Raw genomic sequence first — 25,854 nt, forward strand, 5'->3', positions numbered from 1 at the left:
GCCCGCCCACGACGGCACAAGGGTGCGCGACCACACCAGGAGGCAAAGTGAACGGCGATCGGGACGAGATCCACGGGGGCTGGAACCCTCCCGTCGACGATCAGTCCGACGCGGATCCCGCCGAGATGACGGGTGAGTTCACCATCGACTACACCCCGCCGGCCTGGTACACGCAGAACGCGTCGGGAGGTTCGGGGGCCGCCGGCGGCACGAGCGGCGGTGCGGGCGCGCCCACGCCTCCGCCGCCGACCGGCGCGCCGATCGCCGTCCCCGGCCTTCCGCCGGCCGCCGGCTACGAACCGAGCTGGGGCCCGACCCCGCCCGCGCCGCCCGCGCCGCCGGCACCGCCGGCCGTGCCGGCGCCCGCGCCCGCCGGGAGCGCGCCGTTCGGCGGCGGCGACGTGGAGAGCGGCGCCACGATGCGTTTCTCCCCGGCCGCGCTGAAGCGGGAGATGGCCGAGCTGGCCGAGCAGCAGAACGGCGGCGCGCCGACGACTCCTGCCGCCGGGACCGGCGTCCCGGCGCCCCTGGACACGAACGCGGCGGCCTCCGGCGACGTCCCGCAGCAGGCCGCGCCGGCCGGTGCGGCCCCGGCCGTGGCCGGCGCGTCGGTCGACGGCCCGGCGGTTGGCGGCCCGGCGGTTGGCGGCCCGGCGGTTGGCGGCCCGGCGGTTGGCGGCCCGGCGGCGAGTTCGGTGCCGGGCGGTGACGCCGAGCCGGCGAACGCCCCGGCCCCGGCCGGGACGACGGCGCCGGCCTCCGGCGACGCGGCGGAAGAGGCCTCCGGCGCCGCGGCGACCGGTCCCGAGGAAGCCTCTTCGGCCTCGACCGGAGCAGCGACCGACACGGCGACGCAGGGCCCTGGCGCGACGACCGGCACGGACGGCGCCGGTTCCGCGCTGCCCGGAGCGGCGGCACCGGCCGGCGACCAGGCCGCTGACACGACGACGCCCGGCACGGAGAGCACGGGCGCGGCGGCCGGATCGGCTGCGCCGGACGCCCCCGCTGCCACGGCGGTGCCCGGCGCGGAGAGCGCCGGCGCTCCCGCCGCGCCGGGTGCGGCCGACTCCATCGGCACCGCGGACACGGAGGCCCCGTCCGGGACCGTTGCTCCCGGTCCGTCCGACCCGGACGGCGACGCAGGGACCGCCCTGCCCGAGGCGACGGCGCCGGCCGCCGACCCGGCCGCCGGCGCGGCAACTCCCGGTGCAGCGACGCCCGCTGCCGCTGCTCCCGGCCCCTTCGGCACGGACGGCAACACCGGCGCGCCCGGCGCCGCGCTGCCCGACGCGGCGGCACCCGGTGCGGCGCCCGCCGCCGGTGCGGCAACTCCCGGCGCGGTGGCCCCTGGTGCCGCTGCTCCCGGCCCGTTCGGCGCGGACGGCAACGCCGGCACGGCGCTGCCCGGCGCGACGGCACCCGGTGCGGCTCCCGGAGGCGCGTGGGGGCCCGGTGGGCCGCAGGACGCCGTGCCCGGGGCGCTGCCGCCCGCCGCGCCGCAGCAGGCAGCCGGACTGCCGCCGCTGCCGCCGTCGTTCCAGCCCGCCACGCCCGCGGCCGCGCCGCAGTGGCCCGCCCAGGGCGCGCCGGGTGAGCAGCCGCCGGCCGCGCCGCTGCCCGCGGCCTGGCCGCAGCAGCCGGTACCGCCGCAGGGCGGTTACGGCTTCCCGCACCCCGGCCAGCAGCCCCACGCCCAGCCGCCGCAGGCCCAGCCGCAGCCGCCGCAGGCCCAGCCCGGTTACGGCTTCCCGCAGCAGGCCCAGCCGCAGCCTCAGCCGCAGCCCGGCTACGGCTTCCCGCACCCCGGCCAGCCGCAGCAGCAGCCCCAGGCTCAGCCACCGCAGGCCCAGCCGCAGCCCCAGCCCCAGGCCGGCTACGGCTTCCCGCATCCAGGTCAGCCGCAGGCCCAGCCGCCGCAGGCCCAGCCGCCCGTCGATCCGCGGACCGGGGCCGCGTGGCCGTCGGCCGTGACGCACGATCAGCGGGAGCGGTCGGTGCCGGGCGCGCCGCTCGGGTACACCGCGGCGGTCGAGCTGTCGTCCGACCGGCTGCTGCGCAACAACAAGCAGAAGCCGAAGTCCAGCCGCAATCCCGGCGCCTCCGCCCGCTTCAAGCTCGGCGGCAAGAAGGAGGAGGCCGAGCGGCAGCGGAAGCTGGAGCTGATCCGTACGCCGGTGCTCTCCTGCTACCGGATCGCGGTGATCTCGCTCAAGGGCGGTGTCGGCAAGACCACGACGACCACCGCGCTCGGCGCGACCCTGGCCACCGAGCGGCAGGACAAGATCCTGGCGATCGACGCCAACCCGGACGCCGGCACGCTCGGCCGCCGCGTGCGGCGCGAGACCGGGGCGACGATCCGTGACCTGGTGCAGGCGATCCCGTACCTCAACTCGTACATGGACATCCGCCGCTTCACCTCGCAGGCGCCGTCCGGTCTGGAGATCCTCGCCAACGACGTGGACCCGGCCGTCTCGACGACGTTCAACGACGAGGACTACCGGCGGGCGATCGAGGTCCTGGGCAAGCAGTACCCGGTCATCCTGACCGACTCCGGCACCGGTCTGCTCTACAGCGCGATGCGCGGCGTGCTCGACCTGGCCGATCAGCTGATCATCATCTCGACGCCGTCCGTGGACGGCGCCTCCAGCGCCTCCACGACGCTCGACTGGCTGTCGGCGCACGGCTACGCCGAGCTGGTGCAGCGGTCGATCACGGTCATCTCGGGAGTCCGCGAGACCGGCAAGATGATCAAGGTCGAGGACATCGTGCAGCACTTCCAGACGCGCTGCCGCGGCGTGGTCGTGGTGCCGTTCGACGAGCACCTGGCGGCCGGTGCCGAGGTCGACCTGGACATGATGCGGCCGAAGACCCGCGAGGCGTACTTCAACCTGTCCGCGATGGTCGCCGAGGACTTCGTACGGGCGCAGCAGGCGCAGGGACTGTGGACCGCCGACGGGCAGGGCGCCATGCCGCCGCACATGGCGCCGCCGATGCCCGGCCAGGGCCAGGCGCCGGGCGTGCCCGGCCAGCAGCCCTACCCGGGGCAGCAGCCGTACGGGTACCCGCCGCAGCCGGCCCCGGGTCAGCCCGGCCAGCCGGGTCAGCCGGGTACTCCGTACGGAGCACCGCCCGCACCCGGACAGATGTACGGGGCGCAGCCCGGCCAGCCCGGCGTGCCGCAGGGCTGGCAGCAGCCTCCGGCGCAGCCGCTTCCGCCGCACGCGGACCCGCAGGGACAGGTGCCGCCGCCCAACTGGCAGCAGCAGCCCCCGCAGCAGCCTCCGCAGGCGCCGCCAGCCCCTCAGCAGTAAGGCGTCACAGGAGTAGACCAATGAGGCCCCGCACCGGTGTTCCGGTACGGGGCCTCCTTGCATTCCCGCAGACCACAAGGGGTTTGAGACATCGTTGACGACGGCAGACCACCGCTGATAAACCTTCGCTTCACCCATCGTCAGCCCAAGATCCACGGCAGATCCCCCGACGCACGCATCCCGACGCGAGGTCACGTCCCATGGTCATGGTCACGAAGGTTCCACCCCGTCCGGCACGCACCCGCAGAGCCCTCCGCCACCTGGCCGCGGCGGGCGTCACCCTCGCCTCGCTCGCGTCCGTACCGCAGCCGGCCCAGGCCGTCCCGGCGGCCGGCACGGCCAAGACGGCCCAGACGGCCCAGCCGGCCCGGGCGGACGACGGCAGGACGGGCTCCGGCACCACCCTCACCGTCGCCGTCTCGCAGAGCATCGACTCGCTCTCGCCGTTCCTCGCCCAGAAGCTGGTCTCCACCAGCATCCACCGGCTGGCGTACGAGTACCTGACGAACTACGACGCGAAGGACGCGCACCCCGTCCCGGGCCTCGCGACGGAGTGGAAGTCCTCGCCGGACAAGCTCACCTGGACGTACACGATCCGCGAGGACTCGAAGTGGTCCGACGGGAAGCCCGCCACCGCCGAGGACGCGGCCTGGACCTTCAACAAGATGATGTCGGACCCGAACGCGGCGACCGCCAACGGCAGCTTCACGGCCAACTTCAGGAAGGTCACCGCGCCCGACCCGCGGACGCTGGTCATAGAGCTGAAGAAACCGCAGGCGACGATGACGGCGCTCGACGTGCCGATCGTGCCCAAGCACGTCTGGGAGAACGTCTCCGACTTCTCGAAGTTCAACAACGACCGGCAGTTCCCGATCGTGGGCAACGGGCCCTTCGTCATCACGGACTTCAAGGTCGACCAGTACATCAAGCTGAAGCCGAACAAGAGCTTCTGGCGCGGTGCGCCGAAGTTCGACGAACTCGTCTTCAAGTACTACAAGGACGGTGACGCGGCCGTCGCCGCCCTCCAGAAGGGCGAGGTGTCGTTCGTACCGAACCTGACGCCCGCCCAGGCAGCCGCCCTGAAGAGCCAGAAGGGCATCAAGGTCAACGACGCGCCCGGCCGCCGCTTCTACGCCCTCGCCACCAACCCGGGCGCGCGCGCCAAGGACGGCAAGACCTTCGGCAACGGGCACAAGGCGCTGCTCGACCCCCAGGTCCGCAAGGCGCTGTTCCTCGCCGTCGACCGCTCCACCCTCGTCGACAAGGTCTTCCAGGGCCACGCCGTCGAGGGCGAGGGCTACATCCCGCCGCGCTTCGGCACGTACTTCTGGAAGCCGGCCGATGCCCAGAAGCGCGGCTACGACCCCGCCGAGGCGGGCCGGATCCTGGACGCCGCCGGGTACCGGAAGAACGCGGAGGGCAAGCGCGTCGGCAAGGACGGCAGGCCGCTGGACTTCCGCATCCTGTGCCACGCCACGGACCCCAACGACAAGGCGGTCGGCAAGTACCTCCAGGAGTGGTGGGGCGAGCTCGGCATCGGGCTGAAGGTCGAGTGCCTCGACAGCGTCTCCGACCCGTGGGTGAAGGGTGACTACGACCTCGCCTTCGACGGCTGGTCGGTCAACCCGGACCCGGACTACGTGCTGTCCATCCACACCTGCGGCACGCTGCCCGCGACGCCCAAGGACACCGGCGCCACCGACAACTTCATCTGCGACCCGCGCTTCGACGCGCTCTACGCCCAGCAGGCCGTCGAGTACGACGCCGCCAAGCGGTCCGAGGTCGTCAAGCAGATGCAGTCGGTGCTCTACGACAGCGGGTACATGAACGTCCTGGCCTATCCGAACGCCCTGGAGGCCTACCGCACCGACCAGATCGCCTCCGTCACCACGATGCCCGCGGCGGCCGGCAACCTCTACGGCCAGGACGGCTACTGGAGCTGGTGGTCGGCCGTGCCGGCCGCGCGGGCCTCCGGCGAGGAGTCCGGCGGCTCGTCCACCGGCGTGGTCGTCGGGATCGGCGCGGCCGTCGTGGTCGTCGTCGGCGCCGGGATCTTCCTCGCGCTGCGCCGCCGCACCACCGCCGACGACCGTGAGTAGCCCGTGACCAGCGCAAGCACTCCCAGCACCGGCGCCCCGGGGGCCGACCTGCCCGGCGCCGGCGCCCCGGGCTCCGGCACCCCCGCCTCGGTGGCGAAGAGCGACGGTGCGGCCGGCACCGCGGCCGGCGCCGGCACGGTCCGCGCCTCCGAGGGCGGCGCACGGCGCTCCGGCACCGCCGCCGCCTATCTGCGGCACGCGGCGGGGAAGCTGGGCGGCGCGGCCGTCTCGCTCCTCGCCGTCCTGGTCACCAGCTTCTTCCTGTTCCGGATCATCCCGGGCGACCCGGTGAAGACGATGACCCACGGCATGCCGACCACCGCCGAACAACTGGCCACGCTGAGGCACCAGTTCGGGCTCGATCTGCCGCTGTGGCAGCAGTTCACCGACTACTGCGGCAAGGCGCTGACCGGCGACCTCGGCACCTCCTACCAGTTCCGCGCGCCGGTCGGCGAGCTGATCGCGCAGAAGCTTCCGGCGACCCTGCTGCTCACCGGCACGGCCGTGGTGCTCTACTCGGCGCTCGGCCTGTGGCTCGGCACCCGCTCCGCCTGGCGGCACGGCAGCCTCGGCGACAAACTGAACACGGGCGTGGCCCTGACCCTGTGGTCCGTGCCGTCGTTCTGGCTCGGGCTGCTGCTCATCATCGTCTTCTCGGTCGGCATCGGCCCGGTCCCGGGCCTCTTCCCGACCGGCGGCATGGAGTCCGGCACCGGCGAGACGGGCTTCGGTTACGCGCTCGACGTCGCCCACCACATGGTGCTGCCGGTGCTCACGCTGGTCGCCGTGGGATACGCCCAGACGCTGCTCGTCATGCGGTCCTCGCTGCTCGACGAGATGGGCAGCGACTATCTGACCACCGCCCGGGCGAAGGGCCTGCGCGACGACGCCGTACGGCGCCGGCACGCCGTACCGAACGCGCTGCTGCCGACGGTCACCATGGTCTTCATCAACCTCGGCCATGTGGCGGCCGGTTCGATCCTGGTCGAGACGGTGTTCTCCTGGCCGGGCCTCGGCGGGCTGTTCTACCAGGCGCTCAGCGTGCCCGACCTGCCGCTGGTGCAGGGCCTGTTCGTGGTCTTCGCCGGCGCGATGATCGTGATGAACCTGATCGCCGACCTGCTCTATCCGCTGCTCGATCCCCGGGTGGGCCGATGACCTCTCCCCCGAAGACCACACCGACGCGGGCCGCGGCGGCGGACACCGCACCGACCAGGTCCTCGCTCGCGTGGCAGCGGCGGCGCGGCACCGTCGCCCGGTTCTGGCGGCAGTACCGCTCCCACCGGGCCGGGCTCTGGGGCCTGCTCGCCCTCGCCCTGATCGGGCTGGTCGCGCTCGCCGCGCCGCTGCTCGTGGGCGCCGACGTGCAGTCGGTGACGAACGCGCCGGGCACGGCGCTGGAGTCGCCGAGCGCCGAATTCCCCCTCGGCACGGACCAGTTCGGGCGCTCGCTGCTCGGGCTGCTGATCTGGGGCGCGCGGATCTCGCTGCTCGTGGGGCTCCTGGCGGCGGCGCTGTCCGTCGCCATCGGCACCCTGGTGGGCATCGTCGCCGGGCACTACGGCGGCTGGTTCTCCACGGTCGTCATGCGGATCACCGACTGGTTCCTGGTGATGCCGGCCCTCGTCCTCGCGATCGTGCTCGCGACCGTGATGTCCCGGTCGATGTGGACGGTGATCGTGGCGATCGGCGTGACCAGCTGGCCGACGACCGCCCGGCTGGTGCGGGCGCAGACCATCGCGGTCGAGTCCCGCCCGTACATCGAGCGGGCCACCGCGCTCGGCGGCGGCCACGGGCACGTGATGACCCGGCACGTGCTGCCGAACGTCATGCCGCTCGTGCTGGCCCAGACGACGCTCGGCATCTCGACGGCCATCCTCACCGAGGCGACGCTCGCCTTCCTCGGGCTCGGCGACCCGACCGTGGTGTCGTGGGGCGGGATGCTGCAGGACGCGCGCGAGGCGGGCGCGGTCTCGTCCGGGCACTGGTGGTATCTGGCGCCGCCCGGGATCGCGATCGCGCTGGTGGCGCTGGCGTTCACGCTGTGCGGGCGGGCCGTCGAGTCCGTCCTCAACCCGAAGCTGGGGGTGGGGCGGTGAGCCTGCTGGACGTGCGGAACCTGAGCGTGACGTACGGGACGGGCGCGTCCGCCGTCCCCGCCGTGCGCGGCGTCGACCTCACCCTGCCCGCCGGGCAGAAGCTGGGCGTGGCCGGCGAGTCCGGCTGCGGCAAGTCCACGATGGCGCTCGCGCTGCTGCGGCTGCTGCCGGCCTCCGCCCGGACGACCGGGCAGATCCTGCTGGACGGCGAGGACGTCCTCGCCATGAAGTGGGGCCGGCTGCGGGCGGTGCGGTGGGCGGGTGCCTCGATCGTCTTCCAGGGCGCCATGCACTCGCTGAACGCGGTGCGGCGGATCGGCGACCAGATCGCCGAGCCGCTGCTGGTGCACGGCCGGGCCACGCCGGCCGCGGCCCGCGCCCGGGTCGGGGAGCTCCTGGAGCACGTGGGACTGCCGGCCGCGCGGGCGGCGGCGTATCCGCACGAGCTGTCCGGCGGACAGCGTCAGCGCGTGATGATCGCGATGGCGCTCGCCTGCGACCCGCGCCTGATCGTGGCGGACGAGCCGACGACGGCGCTGGACGTGATGATCCAGGCGCAGATCCTGCGGCTGATCGAGCAGCTGGTCGCCGAGCAGGACATCGGGCTGCTGATGATCAGCCACGATCTGGCGGTGCTCGCGGACACCTGCGACCGGCTCGCCGTGATGTACGCGGGCCGGGTGGTCGAGGAGGGTCCGGCGAAGGCGGTGTACGAGGCGGCCGCGCACCCTTACGGGCGGGCGCTGTCCTCGGCGTTCCCGCGCATCGGCGACCCGGCGTCGCGGCGGGCGCCGCGCGGCCTGCCGGGCGACCCGCCGGACCCGGCGGACCTGCCGGGCGGCTGCACCTTCCATCCGCGCTGCCCGGTGGCGCAGGAGCGGTGCGCGGAGCAGGACCAGGAGCTGCGGGACGCGGGCGCGGGGCGCCGGGCGGCCTGCGTACACGTGGGGAGCACGTCATGAGCGCTGCGGCGCCGCTGTTGTCGGCCGAGGGCCTGCGGGTGGTGTTCCCGGGCCGGCGGGGCGCGCCGGCCGCGCGGGCGGTCGACGGCGTGGACCTGGACATCGGCGCGGGCGAGATCGTGGCCCTGGTCGGCGAGTCGGGCTGCGGCAAGACGACGCTGGCGCGCTCGCTGTTGGGCCTGGTGCGGCCGACCGCGGGCGAGGTCCGCTTCGCGGGCGCGCCGCTCTCGTACACGGGAAGGTCCCTGAAGGGCTACCGCAGGCGGGCGCAGCTGGTCCTCCAGGACCCGAGCGGTTCGCTGAACCCGCGGCACACGGTATACGACGCGGTGGCGGAGGGCCTGCGGATCCACGGGTACGACGGGGACGAGCGGGCGGCGGTCGCGGAGGCGCTGTCCCGGGCCGGGCTGCGGCCGCCGGAGCGGTTCTTCCTGCGCTATCCGCACGAGCTGTCCGGCGGCCAGCGCCAGCGGGTGGTCATCGCGGGCGCGCTGGTCCTGCGGCCCGAACTGATCGTCGCCGACGAGCCGGTGGCCTCCCTGGACGCGTCCGTCCGCGGCGAGATCCTGGCCCTGCTGCTGCGCCTGCGCGACGAACTGGGCCTGTCGGCGCTGGTCGTGACCCATGACCTGGGTCTCGCGTGGAACATCGCGGACCGGGTGGCGGTCATGTACCTGGGCCGGATCGTGGAGACCGGCCCGGTGGAGTCCGTGCTGACGAATCCTCAGCACCCGTACACGCAGGCGCTGTTGTCGGTGCTTCCGGAGTCCGAGGTGCCGCCCGTCGTGCTCACCGGTGAGCCGCCGGACCCGTCCCGCATCCCGCCCGGCTGCCGCTTCCACGCCCGTTGCCACGTCCTCGCCGCGGGCCGGGCCGGCGACGTGTCGACCCGCTGCCGCACGGAGGACCTCCCGGTCCTGGCGGGCGGCGGAGAGCCGGCGGCGGCGTGCCACTGGGCGGCGGACGGCGGCACGGGCCCGGGGACGGGCTGAGGCGGGCCGCCGGGCCCGGGGACGGGACCCGGGCCGCTGGGACCCGGGCCGGTGGGACCCGGGCCGCTGGGGCGGCCGGTCAGGCGGCGTCGTAGGCGGCGGTCAGTTCGCGGGCCTTCTTGACGTCGTCGGCCATCGCCACGAGCAGGTCGTCGAGCGTGTCGAACTTGAGCATGCCGCGCACGTACGCGAGGAAGTCGACGGTCACGTGGAGGCCGTACAGGTCCAGGCCCTCGCGGTCGATCGCGTACGCCTCCACCGTCCGCTCCGTGCCGTCGAACTGCGGGTTGGTGCCCACCGAGATCGCCGCGGGCATCCGCTCGCCCGCGGCCGTCAGCCAGCCCGCGTAGACGCCGTCGGCCGGGATCGCGGTGTGCGGGAGGGTCTCGACGTTGGCCGTCGGGAAGCCCAGCTCGCGGCCGCGCTGCGCGCCGCGTACGACCACGCCCTCGACGCGGTGCGGACGGCCCAGGATCTCGGCCGCGCCCACCATGTCGCCCTCGGCGACCAGCCGGCGGGCCAGCGTCGAGGAGAACGGCTCGCCGCCGCCCGCGGCACCGCGCACCCGCAGGTCGATGACCTCGACCTCGTAGTCGTACGTCGCGCCCAGCTCGGCCAGGAAGCCGACGTCGCCGGCGGCGCGGTGGCCGAAGCGGAAGTTCGGGCCCTCGATCACGCGCTTCGCGTGCAGCTTGTCGACCAGCACCTTCACGATGAAGTCCGCCGGCGACAGCTGCGAGAACTCGGCCGTGAAGGGCAGGATCAGGACCGCGTCCACGCCCAGCTCCGCCATCAGCTCGGCGCGGCGGTGGTGCGGGGCGAGCAGCGGCGGGTGGCTGCCGGGGCGGACGACCTCGGACGGGTGCGGGTCGAAGGTGACGACGACCGACGGGACGCCGAGCTCGCGGGCCCGCTCCACGGCCCGCCCGATGATCAGCTGGTGCCCGCGGTGGACCCCGTCGTAGGAGCCGATGGTGACGACGCTGCGCCCCCAGTCCTCGGGGATGTCCTCCAAGCCACGCCAGCGCTGCACTGTGACCGCTCCTCGTCCGCCTGTACCCAAGTCCGCGTGTACGCCTGTTGGCGCAGGTCTAAGACTGCCATGAGCATGCGGCTGCGTCGGCATCGGCATGGTGTTGGCCATGTCTCGGAACTCGCGGCGCAGGAACCGGGAGGCGCCGGTGCCGGGCGCGGCGAGGACGGGCGCGAGGGCGGTCCGGGCGGCGGGCAGGGCGAGCAGCCGTACGACGAGGGGCCGCAGCACGCAGCGCACGGCCGGGCCCTGTTCGAGCCGGGCGTCGACGAAGCGGGCGACGAGCGGGGCGCCCTCGGGATGCCGCTCCGCGTAGGCGGCGGCGAGCGCGGCGGCGCGGCGGGCGAGGCGCGGCGGGTCGAGGGCGGCGAGGGCGCGCAGGACGGCGGCGGGCTCGGCGCCGTGGAGCCGGGCGCGGAGGGCGTCGAGGACGGGCTCGGGGTCGGGGTCGGCGGGCAGCCCGGCGGCGAGCGCGTCGACGGGAACGGCCGGGTCGGCGAGCGCGCGCGGCAGGAACCGGGCGCGGGTGCCGGGATCGCGCAGCAGCAGCCCGAGGGCGGCGCCGTGGTGCGGGCGGTCCTCGGGGCGGGCCAGCAGGGCGAGGGCGGCGTAGCGCAGGGTGTCGCGGTCGGCGGCGGCGGTCGCGTACGGGGCGACGAGCTGTCCGTACGCGGCGGCGGCGGCGCGCCGTTCCGGGCGCCCGTCGTCGTGCGCCCACCGGTCCACGGCCCGGCAGACGGCGGCGGGCTCGTCCTCGGCGAGCGCGGCGAGGAGCCCTTCGGCGAGCGGATGGGCGGTGGCGACCAGGGCCTCGCAGAGGTCGTCCACGGCGAGCCCGCGGTGGGTGTGCAGGAGCGCCTGCGCGGCGTTGCCGACGGTCGCGCCGGGCGCCGAGGCCAGCGGCCGCTCGTCCGCGAACCACCGGCACAGCATCGGCTGCACGCCTCGCGGGTCGGCCGTCAGCCGGGCGGCGGCCACGTCGAGGAACCGCGGCCCGGCGGCCGGGTCGCCGGCCACCAGCCGCCGCAGCAGATCCATCCGCTCGTCCTCGGCCACCCCCACCGCGCCCCAGAACTCCTGCCCGAACGACGCGTACACCTCGTCCCGGCCCGCCCGCTCCCCGATGTCCCCGCCCGCCCGCTCCCCGATCCGGTCCGCGAGCCGCCGCAGCACCGGCAGGCAGGCCCGCGGGTCCCGCAGCCCGGCCAGCGCCCCGACGAGCAGCCGGGAAGCCCACCAGACCCCTTCCCCGGCCTCCCCCGGTCCCTTCTCCGCGAAGCCGGCCAGCGCCTCCGTCAGGGAGGTGAGGCGCGGGATCAGGGCCTCCGGGCCATGGTCGTGCTGGAGGTGGTGGAGGGACTGGAGGACGGGCCCGATGCGGTGGCGGGGCACGGGAAGAGGGGCCGGGGTGTGGACGAGGGTGGTGAGGGCGCGGTCGATGTCGAGGTGGGCGCCCTGGAGCCAGTCGGCGAGCTCCTCGTGGGCGAAGCGGTAGCCGGCGCCCGCCGGGACGAGGAGGGCCTCGGTGAGGACGGCGGAGGCCCAGCCCGTGCGCCAGGGGAAGAGTTCCTCGAAGGACGCGCGGTCCAGTTCGCCCTGCCCGGGGCCGAGGCAGCGGCGGGCGGCCTCGTGGACGTGGCCGCCGACGCGGGCGGCGAGGCGGCGGACGGCGGTGCCGCGCGGCACCGGGCGGGCGGCGGCCGCGATCCGCACGGCGACGCGCAGGCACATCAGGTCCAGGTGGGCCTGGAAGATCTCGTGCCGGTCCGGCCGGCCGGGCAGGTCACCGCGGGCGGCCGCCCGGATCTCCCCGAGGAGCCGGAGCGCCAGCGGGTGGCGGGCGTCGGCCTCGGCGATGCCGTCGTCGGGGACGCCGTGCCGCCGCCGTGCCTGGGCCGCCTCCGCCTCGGTGAGGTCGCCGAGGACGACGGTCGCCGGCTCCGTCCCGTACAGCCCGCTCGCCTGCTCCCAGTGCTCGGGCCGGCAGGCGAGGGCCAGGCGGGCGCCGTGGTTGGTCAGCCACTCCTCCGTCGCGGCGGTCCACGGCCCGAGGGCGTGGGCGAGCTGCGGCGGCATCTCCTCGGGGCCGTCGAGGAGGATCAGCAGCGGCCCGTGCGCGGCGGCCTGCTCGGGCGTGACGGAGGCGGGGTCGCCGGGCGTGCCGGAGGCGGCGGCGACGCGTCCGGCGCGGCGCAGGGCGCGGCCGACGGCGTCGGCGACGGACCGGTCGCCGGCGCGCAGGTCGGCGCCGCGCAGCCAGACGGTGGGCGCGGGTGCCGGGCCGCGCGTCCGGGCGGCGGCGAGCCCGGCGAGGGCGGTGGTGCGGCCGGTGCCGGGCGGGCCGACGACGGCGAGGACGCGGGCGGTGCCGTCGTCGCGGACCCGCGCGGCGGGCAGGTCCTCGGGCGCGCCGGCGGTGGTGGTGGCGGTGAGTTCGAGGACGCCGGCGAGGTTGAGGTCGCGGCCGTAGCAGGGCACGGTGGCGGCGTTGCGGCGCAGCAGCGCGGTGAGCGGGCCGTCGGGCGGGATGGGCAGGGCGTGACCGGCGGCGCGCCGGTCGCCGTGCGCCGCGGTGCCGAGGACGGCGACGACAGCGCCGGTGACCGGGTCGAGGACGGGGCCTCCGGCGGCCGGTTCGCCGCCGTGGAGGGCCTCGGCGCCCTCGGTGCCGATGGCGAGTTCGAGGGCGGGTCCCGCGGTGGCGCCGAGCACCCGGGCCTCGCGCCAGCCGTGCGCGGCGATCCGTACGTACGTGCCCGGTTCGAAGCCGTGCCGGGCCGCGAGCGGCAGGGGCCGGCCGGCGAGGCCCTCGGTGCGGACGAGCGCGAGTCCGGCTCCGGGCAGCGCGGTGACGGCGTCGGGGCCGGCAGGGCGGGGCGGGCCGCCGGGCACCCGCAGCCGGAGGCCGTCGAGTCCGGCGACGACCTCGTGTCCGGTGAGCACGGTGCCGTGGTGGTCGGCGAGGAATCCGGTGCCGACCGGCCGGCCGGCCGGATCCTCGATCCGTACCAGTGTCGGCAGGTCCCCGCTCCCCATGGTTCGACGGTAGGTCGCGGTGATCACCGAGTGAAGCGCACCCGCGAACGCGCCCCCTCGCACTCCCCCGGTTCACATCGAGCGCCTGCCCGAAAGGGTGAACCACCCGGAAGGGCCCGGCGCCGGGCCCTGGATACGCGTCAGGCCGCGGACCCACGTCAGGCCCCGGATACGCGTCGGGGCGGGACACGCGTACGTGCCCCGCCCCGTCCCGGCCTGCCGCACGCCACGCGGCGCGGGCGTACGGCTCGGCTCAGCCGAAGACCGCCAGGCTCTTCGCCTTGCCGCGCTGCGCCTCGACCAGCGCGAGCAGCCGCCCGCCCGGGCCGAAGACGGCGACCGGGCCGCCCGGATAGTCCGGCATCTCCAGGCGTACGCCGTTGAGCAGCAGCCTGGCCCGCTTCTCGTCGACGTCCCAGCGCGGGAACGCCGCCTCGGCCGCCTCGGCGACCGGCATGACCGTGAGCTCCTCCTGGAGCTGGTCGAGGGTGCGGGCCGCGTCCAGCTTGTACGGGCCGACGCGGGTGCGGCGCAGCGCGGTCAGGTGACCGCCCACGCCGAGCCCGGCGCCCAGGTCGCGGGCGAGCGCCCGGATGTAGGTGCCGGAGGAGCAGACCACCGAGACGACCAGGTCGACGACGGGCGTGCCGTCCTCGGCGGTCGCCTCGCGCACGTCGTACACCTGGAAGGAGGAGACGGTGACCGGCCGGGCCGGGATCTCGAACTCCTCGCCGCCGCGCACCCGCGCGTAGGACCGCTTGCCGTCGATCTTGATGGCGGAGACCTTCGACGGCACCTGCATGATGTCGCCGGTCAGCTCGGCCACGCCCGCGTCGATCTGCTCGCGGGTGACCTTCGACGCGTCGACCGACGCCGTGATCTCGCCCTCGGCGTCGTCCGTGATCGTGGTCTGGCCCAGGCGGATGGTGCCCAGGTACTCCTTCTCGGTCAGCGCGAGGTGACCGAGCAGCTTGGTCGCCCGCTCCACGCCGAGGACGAGGACGCCCGTGGCCATGGGGTCGAGCGTGCCGGCGTGGCCGACCCGGCGGGTCCTGGCGATCCCGCGCATCTTGGCCACGACGTCGTGCGAAGTGAAGCCCGACGGCTTGTCGACGATGACAAGGCCGTCGGGCGTCTTCCCTGAGGTGCTCATTCGGCGGCTTCGTCCTCGCCCGGCTTCTTGTAGGGGTCGGCCTCACCGGCGAACGTCGCGCCGGAGGACGCCTCGCGGACCTTGGCGTCCGAGGCGCGCGCCCGGTCGAGGAGGTCCTCGATGTTGCGGGCGGTCTCCGGGAGGGCGTCGGCCACGAAGGTGAGCGTCGGGGTGAACTTGGTGCCCGCGGCCCGGCCGACGGCCGAGCGCAGGATGCCCTTGGCGCTCTCCAGGCCGGCGGCGGCGCTCGCGCGCTCCTCCTCGTCGCCGTAGACCGTGTAGAAGACCGTGGCCTCCCGCAGGTCACCGGTGACGCGGGTGTCCGTGATGGTCACGTGCGTACCCAGGCGCGGGTCCTTGATGCCGCGCTGCAGCTTCTCGGCGACCACCTCCCGGATGAGGTCTGCCAGCTTCTTCGCCCGCGCGTTGTCGGCCACTGGTCCTTCTCCTTCTTTGCCTTGCATTCAGTCTTCATCAGTGTGGAGCCTGCGTCGCACCGACAGCAGTTCCACTTCGGGCCGGGCCGCGACCAGCCGCTCGCAGCGGTCGAGCACGTCCGACACGAACCCGGCGTCCCCGGACACCAGCGCGACGCCCAGCCGGGCTCTGCGATGGAGGTCCTGGTCGCCCACTTCCGCCGCGCTCACGGAGAACTTGCGCTGGAGTTCCGCGACGATGGGCCGGACGACGGAGCGTTTCTCCTTCAGCGAGTGAACGTCGCCGAGGAGCAGATCGAAGGACAGAGTCCCCACGTACATGCGGTGCCGGATGTCCCGCCGGTTCGGGTTCGACGGCCTGCCGGGCCGTCGCCCGGCAGGAACATCAAAACCGTACACGCAACGGCCGGGGCCGATCGACGGAAATACTTCCGCCGACCGGCCCCGGTCTCAGCGCTGTGCCTTACGCGCGCGGCTTCTCGCGCATCTCGTAGGTCGCGATGACGTCGTCGATCTTGATGTCGTTGAAGTTTCCGAGGTTGATACCACCCTCGAAGCCCTCGCGGATCTCGGTGACGTCGTCCTTGAAGCGGCGCAGACCCTCGATGTTGAGGTTCTCCGCCACGACCTTGCCGTCGCGGATGAGGCGCGCCTTGGTGTTGCGCTTGACCTCGCCCGAGCGGATGAGGACACCGGCGATGTTGCCCAGCTTGGACGAGCGGAAGACCTCGCGGATCTCCGCCGTACCGAGCTCGACCTCTTCGTACTCCGGCTTGAGCAGGCCCTTGAGCGCGGCCTCGATCTCCTCGATCGCCTGGTAGATGACCGAGTAGTACCGGACGTCGACGCCCTCGCGCTCCGCCATCTGCGCGGCACGGCCGGCCGCACGGACGTTGTAGCCGATGACGATGGCGTCGGAGCCCATGGCCAGGTCGATGTCGGACTCGGTGACCGCACCCACACCGCGGTGCAGGACGCGGATGTCGACCTCTTCACCGACGTCGAGCTGGAGCAGCGAGGACTCGAGAGCCTCGACCGCACCGGACGCGTCGCCCTTGATGATGAGGTTGAGTTCCTGGACCTGACCGGCCTTGAGCACCTTGTCGAGGTCCTCGAGGGACACCCGGCGGACGCGCTTGGCGAAGGCGGCGTTGCGCTCACGCGCGGCGCGCTTCTCGGCGATCTGGCGGGCCGTACGGTCCTCGTCGACGACCAGGAAGTTGTCGCCGGCGCCCGGAACGTTGGTGAGACCGAGCACCAGGACGGGAGTCGACGGGGTCGCCTCCTCGACGTTGTTGCCCTTGTCGTCGAGCATCGCCCGGACACGGCCGTACGCGTCGCCGACGACCATCGTGTCGCCGATGCGCAGCGTTCCGCGCTGGACGAGGACGGTCGAGACGGCACCACGGCCGCGGTCGAGGTGGGACTCGATCGCGATGCCCTGCGCGTCCTGGTCGGGGTTGGCCCGCAGGTCGAGCGAGGCGTCGGCGGTGAGGACCACGGCCTCCAGCAGGGAGTCGATGTGCAGACCCTGCTTGGCGGAGATGTCGACGAACATGGTGTCGCCGCCGTACTCCTCGGCCACCAGACCGAACTCGGTCAGCTGACCACGGACCTTGACCGGGTCCGCGCCCTCGACGTCGATCTTGTTGACCGCGACCACGATCGGCACGTCGGCCGCCTTGGCGTGGTTCAGCGCCTCGATCGTCTGGGGCATCACACCGTCGTTGGCCGCCACCACGAGGATCGCGATGTCGGTCGACTTCGCACCACGGGCACGCATGGCGGTGAACGCCTCGTGACCCGGGGTGTCGATGAAGGTGATCTTGCGGTCCTCGTCGTTGACCTGGGTCGTGACCTGGTAGGCACCGATGTGCTGGGTGATGCCACCGGCCTCGCCCGCGACCACGTTGGTCTTGCGGATCGCGTCGAGGAGACGGGTCTTACCGTGGTCGACGTGACCCATGACGGTCACGACCGGCGGACGGGAGACCAGGGCCTCTTCGCCGCCCTCGTCCTCGCCGAACTCGATGTCGAAGGACTCGAGCAGCTCACGGTCCTCCTCCTCCGGCGAGACGATCTGAACCGCGTAGTTCATCTCGTCGCCGAGGAGCTGCAGCGTCTCGTCGGAGACGGACTGCGTGGCCGTGACCATCTCGCCGAGGTTCATCATGACCGCGACGAGCGACGCCGGGTTGGCGTTGATCTTCTCCGCGAAGTCGGTGAGGGACGCACCGCGCGACAGGCGAATGGTCTCGCCGTTGCCGCGAGGCAGCATCACGCCGCCCACGGACGGGGCCTGCATGGCCTCGTACTCCTGGCGCCTCTGACGCTTCGACTTGCGACCGCGACGCGCGGGACCGCCGGGACGACCGAAGGCGCCCTGCGTGCCACCACGGCCACCCGGACCGCCGGGACGGCCGCCGAAGCCGCCGGGACGACCGCCGAAGCCGCCGCCACCGCCGCCGGGACCACCCGGACGACCGCCGCCACCGCCACCGGGACCGCCGGGACGGCCGGCGAAGCCGCCGCCACCGCCGCCGGGACCGGCCGGACGGCCGGCGAATCCGGGACGACCGCCGCCACCGCCGCCGGGACGGCCGCCGGGGCCACCCGGGCCACGGCCGCCGGGGCCCGGACGCGGGCCGGCAGCGGGACGCTGCGGCATCATGCCCGGGTTCGGACGGTTACCGCCGGGCGCGCCGCCCGGACGGGGAGCCTGCGGACGAGGCATGCCACCCGGGGTCGGACGCGGAGCGCCGCCCTGGGGACGCGGGGCGCCCGGGACGGAACCCGGACCCTGCGGACGCGGGGCACCCGGGGCACCGGGGCCGCCGGGACGCGGGGCGCCGCCCTGCGGGCGGGGCGCCTGCGGGCGCGCCATGCCGGTGGAGCCACCGGAGGTGAAGGGGTTGTTGCCCGGACGGGGACCGGCCGGACGGGCACCCGGGCGCGGGGCCTGCTGGCCGGGGCGCGGGGCCTGCTGACCGGGACGCGGGGCCTGCTGGCCCGGACGTGCGCCGGTCGGACGCGGGCCGGGGGCACCGGCACCGGGGCGCGGACCGGCGGCCGGGGCCGACGGAGGCGCGGTGAACTCCGGGGTGGTCGGAGCCGGGGCGGCGGGCGCCGGCTTGGGCGCGGGAGCCGCGGGCTTCGGACCCGGGGTCGGACGGGTGCCCGGCGCGGCGGGCGCCGCGGCGGGCTTCTCGGCGGCCGCGGGCTTGGGCGCCGGGGTGGGCGCGCCAGGCTTCGGGGCAGCCGGACGTGCGGCCTGCGCCGGGGAGGGCGCCGGGGCCGGCTTGGGGGCGGGCGTCGCCTTGCGGGGCGCGCCGGGCTTGGCAGCGGTCTTGCCGGCGCCACCGCCGGGACCCTGCAAAGCGTCAGTCAACTTGCGCACGACCGGCGCCTCGATCGTCGAGGACGCCGAACGGACGAATTCACCGAGTTCTTGGAGCTTGGCCATGACGACCTTGCTCTCCACACCGAACTCCTTGGCGAGTTCGTATACCCGGACCTTAGCCACATCGCTCCTTTGAGGTCCGGTTACCGCCGGACCGTCGCTACTTCATGGGCGTACTCATCGCGTACTCATCGAGTGCTCATCGCAATCTCGACCTACTTCCAACTCGCGAGGTACCTGACCGCACGGGGTTCCGTGCCGTACATCTTCGTGCCGTACATCTCTACGGTGCCGCCTGCTCGACATGTGCGCGCAGCGCCGCGGTGTCGAGCGGACCCTGGACCTTGAAGGCCCTCGGGAACGCCCGGCGGCGCACCGCCAGGTCGAGACAGACCGAGGCGGGGTGCAGATACGCACCCCGGCCGGGCAGCGTACCGCGATGATCGGGAACGCACTCGTCCTTATTCACCACGATCCGCAACAGATCGCTCTTGGCCGCTCGCTCCCGGCATCCCACACAGGTTCGCTCAGGGCGCGGGCGGGCCTGCGTCCGGCCAGACACGCTTAAGTCTACCTCCCCGTACCGACCTCACCCGTTTGGGGCAAAAATCGAACAGTCGTTGGCCAAAAACGATCTCCGCCTTGACGGCGGAGCCGCTCAGCCCTCCTGGCCGGAGGGCTCGGTGTCCGGGCGGATGTCGATCCGCCAGCCGGTGAGGCGGGCGGCCAGGCGGGCGTTCTGGCCCTCCTTGCCGATCGCCAGCGACAGCTGGTAGTCGGGCACCGTGACCCGGGCGGACCGGGCGGCCAGGTCGACGATCTCGACCTTGGAGACCCGGGCCGGGGAGAGCGCGTTCGCCACCATCTCGGCCGGGTCGTCCGACCAGTCGACGATGTCGATCTTCTCGCCGAGCAGCTCCGCCATCACGTTGCGCACCCGGCCGCCCATGGGGCCGATGCAGGCGCCCTTGGCGTTCAGGCCCGAACGGGTGGAACGGACGGCGATCTTGGTGCGGTGGCCGGCCTCACGGGCGATGGCCGCGATCTCGACGGAACCGTCGGCGATCTCGGGCACCTCCAGGGCGAACAGCTTCTTCACCAGATTGGGGTGGGTGCGCGACAGGGTGACGGACGGACCGCGGACACCCTTGGCCACCCGGACGACGTACGTACGCAGCCGCAGACCGTGCGTGTAGTCCTCGCCCGGCACCTGCTCCTGCACCGGAAGGATGGCCTCGAGCTTGTCGTCCAGCTTGACGAGGACGTTCTTCGGGTCCTTGCCCTGCTGCACCTGGCCCGCCACGATGTCACCCTCGCGGCGCGCGTACTCGCCAAAGGTGACGTCGTTCTCGGCGTCCCGCAGCCGCTGCTGGATGACCTGGCGGGCCGTGCTCGCCGCGATCCGGCCGAAGTCCGACGGGGTGTCGTCGAACTCCTTGGGCTGCTGGCCCTCCTCCAGCTCGGAGGGGTCTTCCTTCGCCCACACCGTCACGTGACCGGTGTTCTTGTTCAGCTCCACGCGCGCGTGGCGGCGGGCGTCGGGCGTGCGGTGGTAGGCGATGAGGAGGGCCGACTCGATCGCCTCGACCAGGAGGTCGAAGGAGATCTCCTTCTCATTCGCCAAGCCCTTAAGGAGCTTCACGTCGATGTCCACGGCTACGCCTCCTCTTCCTTCTTGTCCTTGCGGTTGAACTCGATCTCGACACGCGCCTTGGCGACGTCCGCGAACGCGACCCGGCGGGCGGTGGCCTTGCGGCCCTTCACGCCCGGCACCTCGGTGTCCAGCCCGTCCTCGTCCACGGCCAGGATCCGGGTGACCAGCTCGCCGCCGCCCGCCTCGGGCGTCAGCTGGAGCTTCACCAGGCGGCCGGTGGCGCGCACATAGTGTCGGTGCTGGGTGAGCGGACGGTCGGCGCCGGGAGAGCTGACCTCGAGGACGTACTCGCCCTCGCCCATCGCGTCCGTCTCGTCGAGCTTCTCGGAGATGACGCGGCTCAGCTCGGCACAGGCGTCGAGCTCGACGCCCTCGTCCGAATCGACGACGACCCTCAGCAGTCCGCGGCGACCGGCCCGGGACACCTCGATCTCCTCGAGGTCGAGGCCCTTCGCGTGAACGAGCGGCTCCAGAAGACCGCGCAGCCGTTCGTTCTGGGTGGTGCTCATCCGGGTGACTCCTCGGCCGCGTGTGCTGTTGTGGGTTCGTCGCGTGTCAGATCAAAGGGTATCCGGTCCCGGAGGGTGTTGCCGTCCACCGGGCCGGGGGCCGCGGGTACGCTCGCCTGCGGCGATCTTCGAAGATCTTCGAACAGGCGAGGGAGGCGAAGCGTGACGACAGTGGGCAGACGCGCGCTCCTGACGGCGGGGGCGGCGGGCGCGGCGGGCGCGGCCGTGACGCTCGCGGGCTGCGCGTCCGACGGGACCGAGGGCCCGAGGAAGCCGACCGCCGCCGAACGGGCGGCCGCCGCGGAGGCGGCCCTGCGCAGCCGCTCCGCGACCACCAGCCGTGACCTGCTGGTGCGCTACGACGCGGTCATCGACGGCCATCCGGCGCTGGCGGCCCGGCTCGCGCCGCTGCGGGCGTCGGTCGCGGCGCACGTGAAGGCGCTGGGCGAGGGCGGTACGGCCCCGGCGCCGGGCCCCTCCGGCCCGGCCTCGCCCTCGCCCACCCGCTCGCTCGCCCTCGTCCGGGTGCCGGCCGATCCCGCCGCCGCGCTGAAGGACCTCGCCGGCGCCGTACGGGCCACCGCCGACCGCCACACGGCCGCGCTGCTGACCGCCCCGCCCGAGTACGCCCGGCTGCTCGCCTCCGTCGCCGCCTCCGGCGCGGTGCACGCCTATCTGCTCACCGCTCCGACCGAAGGGGACCGGGCATGACCGCGCTCGACGCGGCCCAGGCGGCGCTGGCCGCCGAGCACGCCGCCGTGTACGGCTACGGGGTCGTCGGCGCCCGCCTCGACGGCGCCCGGCGCGCCGAGGCCACCGCCGCCTACGAGGCCCACCGGGCCCGCCGCGACGCGCTGCGCCGCACCGTGCGGGACCTCGGCGGCGAGCCGGTCGCCGCGGCCGCCGGCTACCGGCTGCCCTTCGCCGTGCCCGACCGGGCCGCCGCCGAGCGGCTGGCCGCCGTCCTGGAGGACCGGGTCGCGGGCGTCTACTCCGACCTGGTCCGCTCCGCCGACGGGCCGCTGCGCCGGGACGCGGCGGCGGCGCTGCGCGAGGCGGCGGTGCGGGCGGTCCGCTGGCGCGGCAGCGACGTAACCTTTCCTGGGCTCGCCGAACGGGCCTAGGCCGTCTCTTCCGCCGACCGAGGGAAACAAGGCACGCATGGGTTTCGAACCGCCGCAGCGACTGGTGCGGGCGCTCGGCGAGACGTACGGGGACGCCGCGGCGGCCGAGTGGCTCGGAAAGCTGCCGGCGCTCGCCCGGGACACCCTGGAGCACGCCGGTCTCGCCGCCGAGCGGGTCATGGCCCCCGGTGGCCGCAGCAGCCTCGTCGTCCTCGTCCCGGACGCCGTCGTGAAGATCGCCCCGCCGTTCGCCCGGCCGGACCTGGAGCGGGACGCGCTCGCGCACTGGAACGGCTGGGGCGCGGCCCGGCTCCTCGGTGAGACCGAGGAGGGCGCGCTGCTCCTGGAGCGGCTGCATCCGGAGGTGTCGCTGCGGTCCCTGCCCGAGGCGAAGGCCTTGCTGGAGGCCGCCGGGACCGTGCGGCGGCTGTGGGTGGAGCCGGCCGCCGGGCACGGTTTCGAGTCGGTCGCCGAGCGCACGGCGCGCCAGGCGGAGGGCATGGCCGCGTACGGCGGTGACGAGGAGCTGCGCGAGCTGGTCGGCGCGGCGCTCGCCGCCCGCGAGGAACTGGTCGCAGGGAGCGACGAGACGTTTCTGCTGCACGGCAACTTCCGGCAGGGCAAGGTCCTGGCCGGCGACCGGACGCCCTGGCTCGCGGTCGGCCCCGAGGCGCTGGTCGGCGAGCGGGCCTACGACCTGGCGCGGCTCGTACGGGACCGGGTCGAGGACCTGGTCGCGGCCTCGGCCGGCGCGTCGGCCGCCCGGCGCCGGGTCAACAAGCTGGCCGACTCCCTGGAGGTCGACCGGGAGCGGCTGCGCGGCTGGACGCTCTTCCGCGCCGTCGAGTCCGGCACCCGGGCGCTGACGGCGGGCCGGCGGGCGGACGCGGAGCTGCTGCTCGAGTTCGCGGGCTGGCTGTAGGGGAATACCCTTGCTGTACCTGTAACGCTCGGCTCGGCTCGACCGCTAGGGGGCCGTGATGATCCAGGAGCTGTTGATGGCCGCCGCCGGCGCGGCCGCGGCGACGGCCGTGTACGCGGGCGCGGCGGCGCGGGTGGTCAAGCAGTACGAACGCGGCGTGGTGTTCCGCTTCGGGCGGCTGCGCGGCGAGGTCCGCAAGCCCGGATTCACCATGATCGTCCCCGGCGTGGAGCGCCTCCACAAGGTGAACATGCAGATCGTCACCATGCCCGTGCCGGCCCAGGAGGGCATCACCCGCGACAACGTGACGGTCCGGGTCGACGCGGTCGTCTACTTCAAGGTGGTCGACGCGGCCGAGGCGCTGGTGAGCGTGGAGGACTACAAGTTCGCGGTCTCGCAGATGGCGCAGACCTCGCTGCGGTCCATCATCGGCAAGAGCGACCTCGACGACCTCCTGTCGAACCGGGAGAAGCTCAACCAGGGCCTCGAACTGATGCTGGACTCGCCGGCGATCGGGTGGGGCGTGCAGATCGACCGGGTGGAGATCAAGGACGTCTCGCTGCCGGAGACGATGAAACGGTCCATGGCCCGGCAGGCGGAGGCCGACCGGGAGCGGCGGGCGCGGCTCATCAACGCGGACGCGGAGCTGCAGGCGTCGAAGAAGCTGGCGGAGGCGGCGCGGCAGATGGCGGACACGCCGTCGGCGTTGCAGCTGCGGCTGCTGCAGACGGTGATGGCCGTCGCGGCCGAGAAGAACTCGACGCTGGTGCTGCCGATCCCGGTGGAGCTGCTGCGCTTCCTGGAGCGGGCGGCGCCGGAGCAGCACCCGCACGCGCATCCGCACGCGCAGACGCCGGCGCCGGTGGTGCCGCCGCTGGGCGACGCGTATCTGGCGGGCCGGGCGGATGCCCAGGACGCGATCGAGGACCTCACCGGCACCTCCGTGGAACCCGCCCCCCACGAAAACGGCGGCTGACGCCCCCGCCGCCCCGCCCGCGCGGCGCCTCTGGTCCACCTCCGTGCGGGCATTCGTCCCGCTGGGGCGGTGCCCACCCTCCGGGGCCTTCGCCCCCGCCCCGTGCGGGCTGCGCCCGCTTGCGCGGCGCCCCGGCCCACCTCCGTGTGGGCATTCGTCCCGCTGGGGCGGGACGGGTGGGCACACGGGACGGCGCCCTTGCGGGCGCTTTCCGCACCTGCGCCTGAACCCGCACCACCAGCACGCCGCACTCCGGGTGCGGGTCAAGGCCCGGGAGCCTAGGCCCGGCAAAGGGCGCCGTCCGTTGTGCCCACCCGTTCCGCCCCAGCGGAACGAATGCCCACAACGGGGGGTGGCGGGCCGGGCGCCGCCCCTGCGGGGGGCGCAGGCCCAGCGGGGCGTTAGCCCACTGGGTGGGCCGGCACCGGGGGAACGGGTCAGGCGGTGAGGCGGGTGAGGGCCTCGGCGACGGTGAGTTCTTCGCGCTCACCCGTCCGGCGGTCCTTCAGTTCGACGACACCCTCGGCCGCCCGACGGCCCGCCACCAGGATCTTCGGGACGCCCATGAGCTCGGAGTCGGTGAACTTGACGCCCGGCGAGACGCCGGCGCGGTCGTCGACGAGGACGCGCAGGCCCGCCGCGGACAGCTTGTCGGAGACCTCGAGGGCCAGCTCGGTCTGGAGGGCCTTGCCGGCGGCGACCACGTGGACGTCGGCCGGGGCGACCTCGGCGGGCCAGCACAGGCCCTTGTCGTCGGCGGTCTGCTCGGCCAGGGCCGCCACCGCGCGGGAGACGCCGATGCCGTACGAGCCCATGGTGACGCGGACCGGCTTGCCGTTCTGGCCGAGGACGTCGAGCTTCAGCGCGTCGGCGTACTTGCGGCCCAGCTGGAAGATGTGGCCGATCTCGATGGCGCGGTCCAGCTTCAGGCCGGTGCCGCACTTGGGGCACGGGTCGCCCTCCTGCACCACGACGACGTCCACGTACGCGTCGACCTCGAAGTCGCGGCCCGCGACGACGTTCTTCGTGTGCGTGCCCTCCTTGTTGGCGCCGGTGATCCAGGCCGTGCCGGGCGCGACGCGCGGGTCGGCGATGTAGGTGACCTTGTCGAGGCCCTGCGGGCCGACGTAGCCGCGTACCAGGTCGTGGCGCTCGGCGAAGTCCGTCTCGGTGACCATCTCGACGGTCGCGGGGGCGAAGTGCGCCTCCACCTTGTCCATGTCGACCTCGCGGTCGCCGGGCACGCCCACGGCGACGATCTCGCCGTCGACCTTCACGAGGAGGTTCTTCAGCGTGGCGGAGGCCGGCACGCCGAGGGAGGCGGCGAGGGTCTCGATGGTGGGCGTGTCGGGCGTGGGGATCTCCTCGGCGGCCGGGACGGCGGAGCCGTCCACCGCCTTCAGCTCGTAGGAGATCGCCTCGGTGTTCGCGGCGAAGTCGCAGTTCGGGCAGTCGGCGAAGGTGTCCTCGCCGGCCTCGGCCGGGGCGAGGAACTCCTCGGACTTGGAGCCGCCCATCGCGCCGGCGGTGGCGGCGCAGATGCGGTAGTCGAGGCCGAGCCGCTCGAAGACGCGCTGGTAGGCGGCGCGGTGCAGGGCGTAGGAGTGGGCGAGGCCCTCGTCCTCCAGGTCGAAGGAGTACGAGTCCTTCATGAGGAACTCGCGGCCGCGCAGGATGCCGGCCCGCGGGCGGGCCTCGTCGCGGAACTTCGTCTGGATCTGGTAGAGGGTGACCGGCAGGTCCTTGTAGGACGAGCACTGGTCCTTGACCAGGAGGGTGAAGATCTCCTCGTGGGTGGGGCCGAGGAGGTAGTCGCCGCCCTTGCGGTCGTGGAGGCGGAAGAGCTCGGCGCCGTACTCGTCCCAGCGGCCGGTCGCCTCGTAGGGCTCGCGGGGCAGCAGGGCCGGCAGGGAGACCTCCTGGGCGCCGATGGCGTCCATCTCCTCGCGGACGATCCGCTCGACGTTGGCGAGGACCTTCTTGCCCAGGGGCAGCCAGCTCCAGATGCCGGCGGCGGTGCGGCGGACGTAGCCGGCGCGGACGAGGAGCTTGTGGCTGAGGACCTCGGCGTCCGCCGGGTCGTCGCGCAGCGTCTTCGCCATCAACTGGGACATGCGCTGGACCGGTGCGTTGGCCATGGTTCTCGT

Annotated in this window: 19 protein-coding genes; 10 read left to right on the forward strand and 9 right to left on the reverse strand. The window is 74.1% G+C overall.

What is annotated here, in order from left to right:
• The first annotated feature begins 47 nt into the window (after window positions 1–47).
• The 6 genes from ACIGO8_RS00120 to ACIGO8_RS00145 all read left to right on the forward strand — a co-directional run bounded on the left by ACIGO8_RS00120 (window position 48) and on the right by ACIGO8_RS00145 (window position 9,463).
• Entirely contained in the window at window positions 48–3,311 is a 3,264-nt protein-coding gene (locus ACIGO8_RS00120) for an SCO5717 family growth-regulating ATPase (protein WP_399722133.1), read from the forward strand.
• A 200-nt stretch (window positions 3,312–3,511) separates the two neighbouring features.
• Window positions 3,512–5,410, forward strand: coding sequence for an ABC transporter substrate-binding protein (locus ACIGO8_RS00125; protein WP_399722135.1), 1,899 nt, complete (start codon window positions 3,512–3,514; stop codon window positions 5,408–5,410).
• A gap of 48 nt (window positions 5,411–5,458) precedes the next feature.
• Complete coding sequence (locus ACIGO8_RS00130; RefSeq protein WP_399724184.1) at window positions 5,459–6,568, forward strand: ABC transporter permease; 1,110 nt, start codon at window positions 5,459–5,461, stop codon at window positions 6,566–6,568.
• On the forward strand, window positions 6,565–7,509 hold the full coding sequence (locus ACIGO8_RS00135) for an ABC transporter permease (protein ID WP_399722136.1): 945 nt from the start codon (window positions 6,565–6,567) through the stop codon (window positions 7,507–7,509). Before ACIGO8_RS00130 ends, ACIGO8_RS00135 begins: the two co-directional genes overlap by 4 nt.
• Window positions 7,506–8,471 carry an ABC transporter ATP-binding protein gene (locus tag ACIGO8_RS00140; protein ID WP_399722138.1) on the forward strand — a complete coding sequence of 322 codons (966 nt, stop codon included), beginning with the start codon at window positions 7,506–7,508 and terminating at the stop codon, window positions 8,469–8,471. The genes ACIGO8_RS00135 and ACIGO8_RS00140 overlap by 4 nt, the downstream gene beginning before the upstream one ends.
• Window positions 8,468–9,463: an oligopeptide/dipeptide ABC transporter ATP-binding protein gene (locus tag ACIGO8_RS00145; protein ID WP_399722139.1), complete on the forward strand. Its 996-nt coding sequence runs from the start codon at window positions 8,468–8,470 to the stop codon at window positions 9,461–9,463. The genes ACIGO8_RS00140 and ACIGO8_RS00145 overlap by 4 nt, the downstream gene beginning before the upstream one ends.
• Before the next feature lie 79 nt (window positions 9,464–9,542).
• On the opposite strand, the gene ACIGO8_RS00150 is transcribed toward ACIGO8_RS00145, so the two are convergent.
• The 8 genes from ACIGO8_RS00150 to rimP form a co-directional block, all read right to left on the reverse strand.
• Entirely contained in the window at window positions 9,543–10,496 is a 954-nt protein-coding gene (locus ACIGO8_RS00150; RefSeq protein ID WP_399724186.1) for a bifunctional riboflavin kinase/FAD synthetase, read from the reverse strand.
• A 3,289-nt stretch (window positions 10,497–13,785) separates the two neighbouring features.
• The gene (gene truB / locus ACIGO8_RS00155; RefSeq protein ID WP_399722141.1) at window positions 13,786–14,685 is read right to left on the reverse strand and encodes a tRNA pseudouridine(55) synthase TruB; all 900 of its coding nucleotides are present in this window, start codon (window positions 14,683–14,685) and stop codon (window positions 13,786–13,788) included.
• Complete coding sequence (rbfA, locus tag ACIGO8_RS00160; protein WP_399722142.1) at window positions 14,682–15,122, reverse strand: 30S ribosome-binding factor RbfA; 441 nt, start codon at window positions 15,120–15,122, stop codon at window positions 14,682–14,684. Before rbfA ends, truB begins: the two co-directional genes overlap by 4 nt.
• 27 nt (window positions 15,123–15,149) lie before the next feature.
• Entirely contained in the window at window positions 15,150–15,443 is a 294-nt protein-coding gene (locus ACIGO8_RS00165; RefSeq protein WP_116158557.1) for a DUF503 domain-containing protein, read from the reverse strand.
• A gap of 142 nt (window positions 15,444–15,585) precedes the next feature.
• Window positions 15,586–18,645, reverse strand: a complete 3,060-nt coding sequence (gene infB, locus ACIGO8_RS00170; RefSeq protein ID WP_399722144.1) for a translation initiation factor IF-2 — start codon at window positions 18,643–18,645, stop codon at window positions 15,586–15,588.
• Window positions 18,646–18,805: 160 nt separating this feature from the next.
• Window positions 18,806–19,084: a YlxR family protein gene (locus ACIGO8_RS00175; protein WP_399722146.1), complete on the reverse strand. Its 279-nt coding sequence runs from the start codon at window positions 19,082–19,084 to the stop codon at window positions 18,806–18,808.
• 96 nt (window positions 19,085–19,180) lie between these two features.
• Entirely contained in the window at window positions 19,181–20,176 is a 996-nt protein-coding gene (gene nusA, locus ACIGO8_RS00180) for a transcription termination factor NusA (RefSeq protein WP_399722148.1), read from the reverse strand.
• A 2-nt stretch (window positions 20,177–20,178) separates the two neighbouring features.
• A complete protein-coding gene (gene rimP / locus ACIGO8_RS00185; RefSeq protein WP_399722149.1) occupies window positions 20,179–20,685 on the reverse strand; it encodes a ribosome maturation factor RimP in 507 nt (168 codons plus the stop codon).
• A gap of 162 nt (window positions 20,686–20,847) precedes the next feature.
• Here rimP and ACIGO8_RS00190 point away from each other — a divergent pair, with 162 nt between their 5' ends.
• The 4 genes from ACIGO8_RS00190 to ACIGO8_RS00205 are packed head-to-tail and all read left to right on the forward strand — an operon-like array spanning window position 20,848 to window position 23,707.
• On the forward strand, window positions 20,848–21,396 hold the full coding sequence (locus ACIGO8_RS00190) for a hypothetical protein (RefSeq protein ID WP_399722150.1): 549 nt from the start codon (window positions 20,848–20,850) through the stop codon (window positions 21,394–21,396).
• Complete coding sequence (locus tag ACIGO8_RS00195; protein ID WP_399722151.1) at window positions 21,393–21,809, forward strand: ferritin-like domain-containing protein; 417 nt, start codon at window positions 21,393–21,395, stop codon at window positions 21,807–21,809. The genes ACIGO8_RS00190 and ACIGO8_RS00195 overlap by 4 nt, the downstream gene beginning before the upstream one ends.
• A 37-nt stretch (window positions 21,810–21,846) precedes the next feature.
• Window positions 21,847–22,731: an aminoglycoside phosphotransferase family protein gene (locus ACIGO8_RS00200; protein WP_399722153.1), complete on the forward strand. Its 885-nt coding sequence runs from the start codon at window positions 21,847–21,849 to the stop codon at window positions 22,729–22,731.
• 58 nt (window positions 22,732–22,789) lie between these two features.
• On the forward strand, window positions 22,790–23,707 hold the full coding sequence (locus tag ACIGO8_RS00205) for a slipin family protein (protein ID WP_399722155.1): 918 nt from the start codon (window positions 22,790–22,792) through the stop codon (window positions 23,705–23,707).
• 437 nt (window positions 23,708–24,144) lie between these two features.
• On the opposite strand, the gene ACIGO8_RS00210 is transcribed toward ACIGO8_RS00205, so the two are convergent.
• A complete protein-coding gene (locus ACIGO8_RS00210; protein ID WP_399722157.1) occupies window positions 24,145–25,845 on the reverse strand; it encodes a proline--tRNA ligase in 1,701 nt (566 codons plus the stop codon).
• Window positions 25,846–25,854: the final 9 nt, after the last annotated feature.

This window comes from Streptomyces sp. NPDC053493, assembly GCF_044544825.1.
GTDB lineage: Bacteria > Actinomycetota > Actinomycetes > Streptomycetales > Streptomycetaceae > Streptomyces.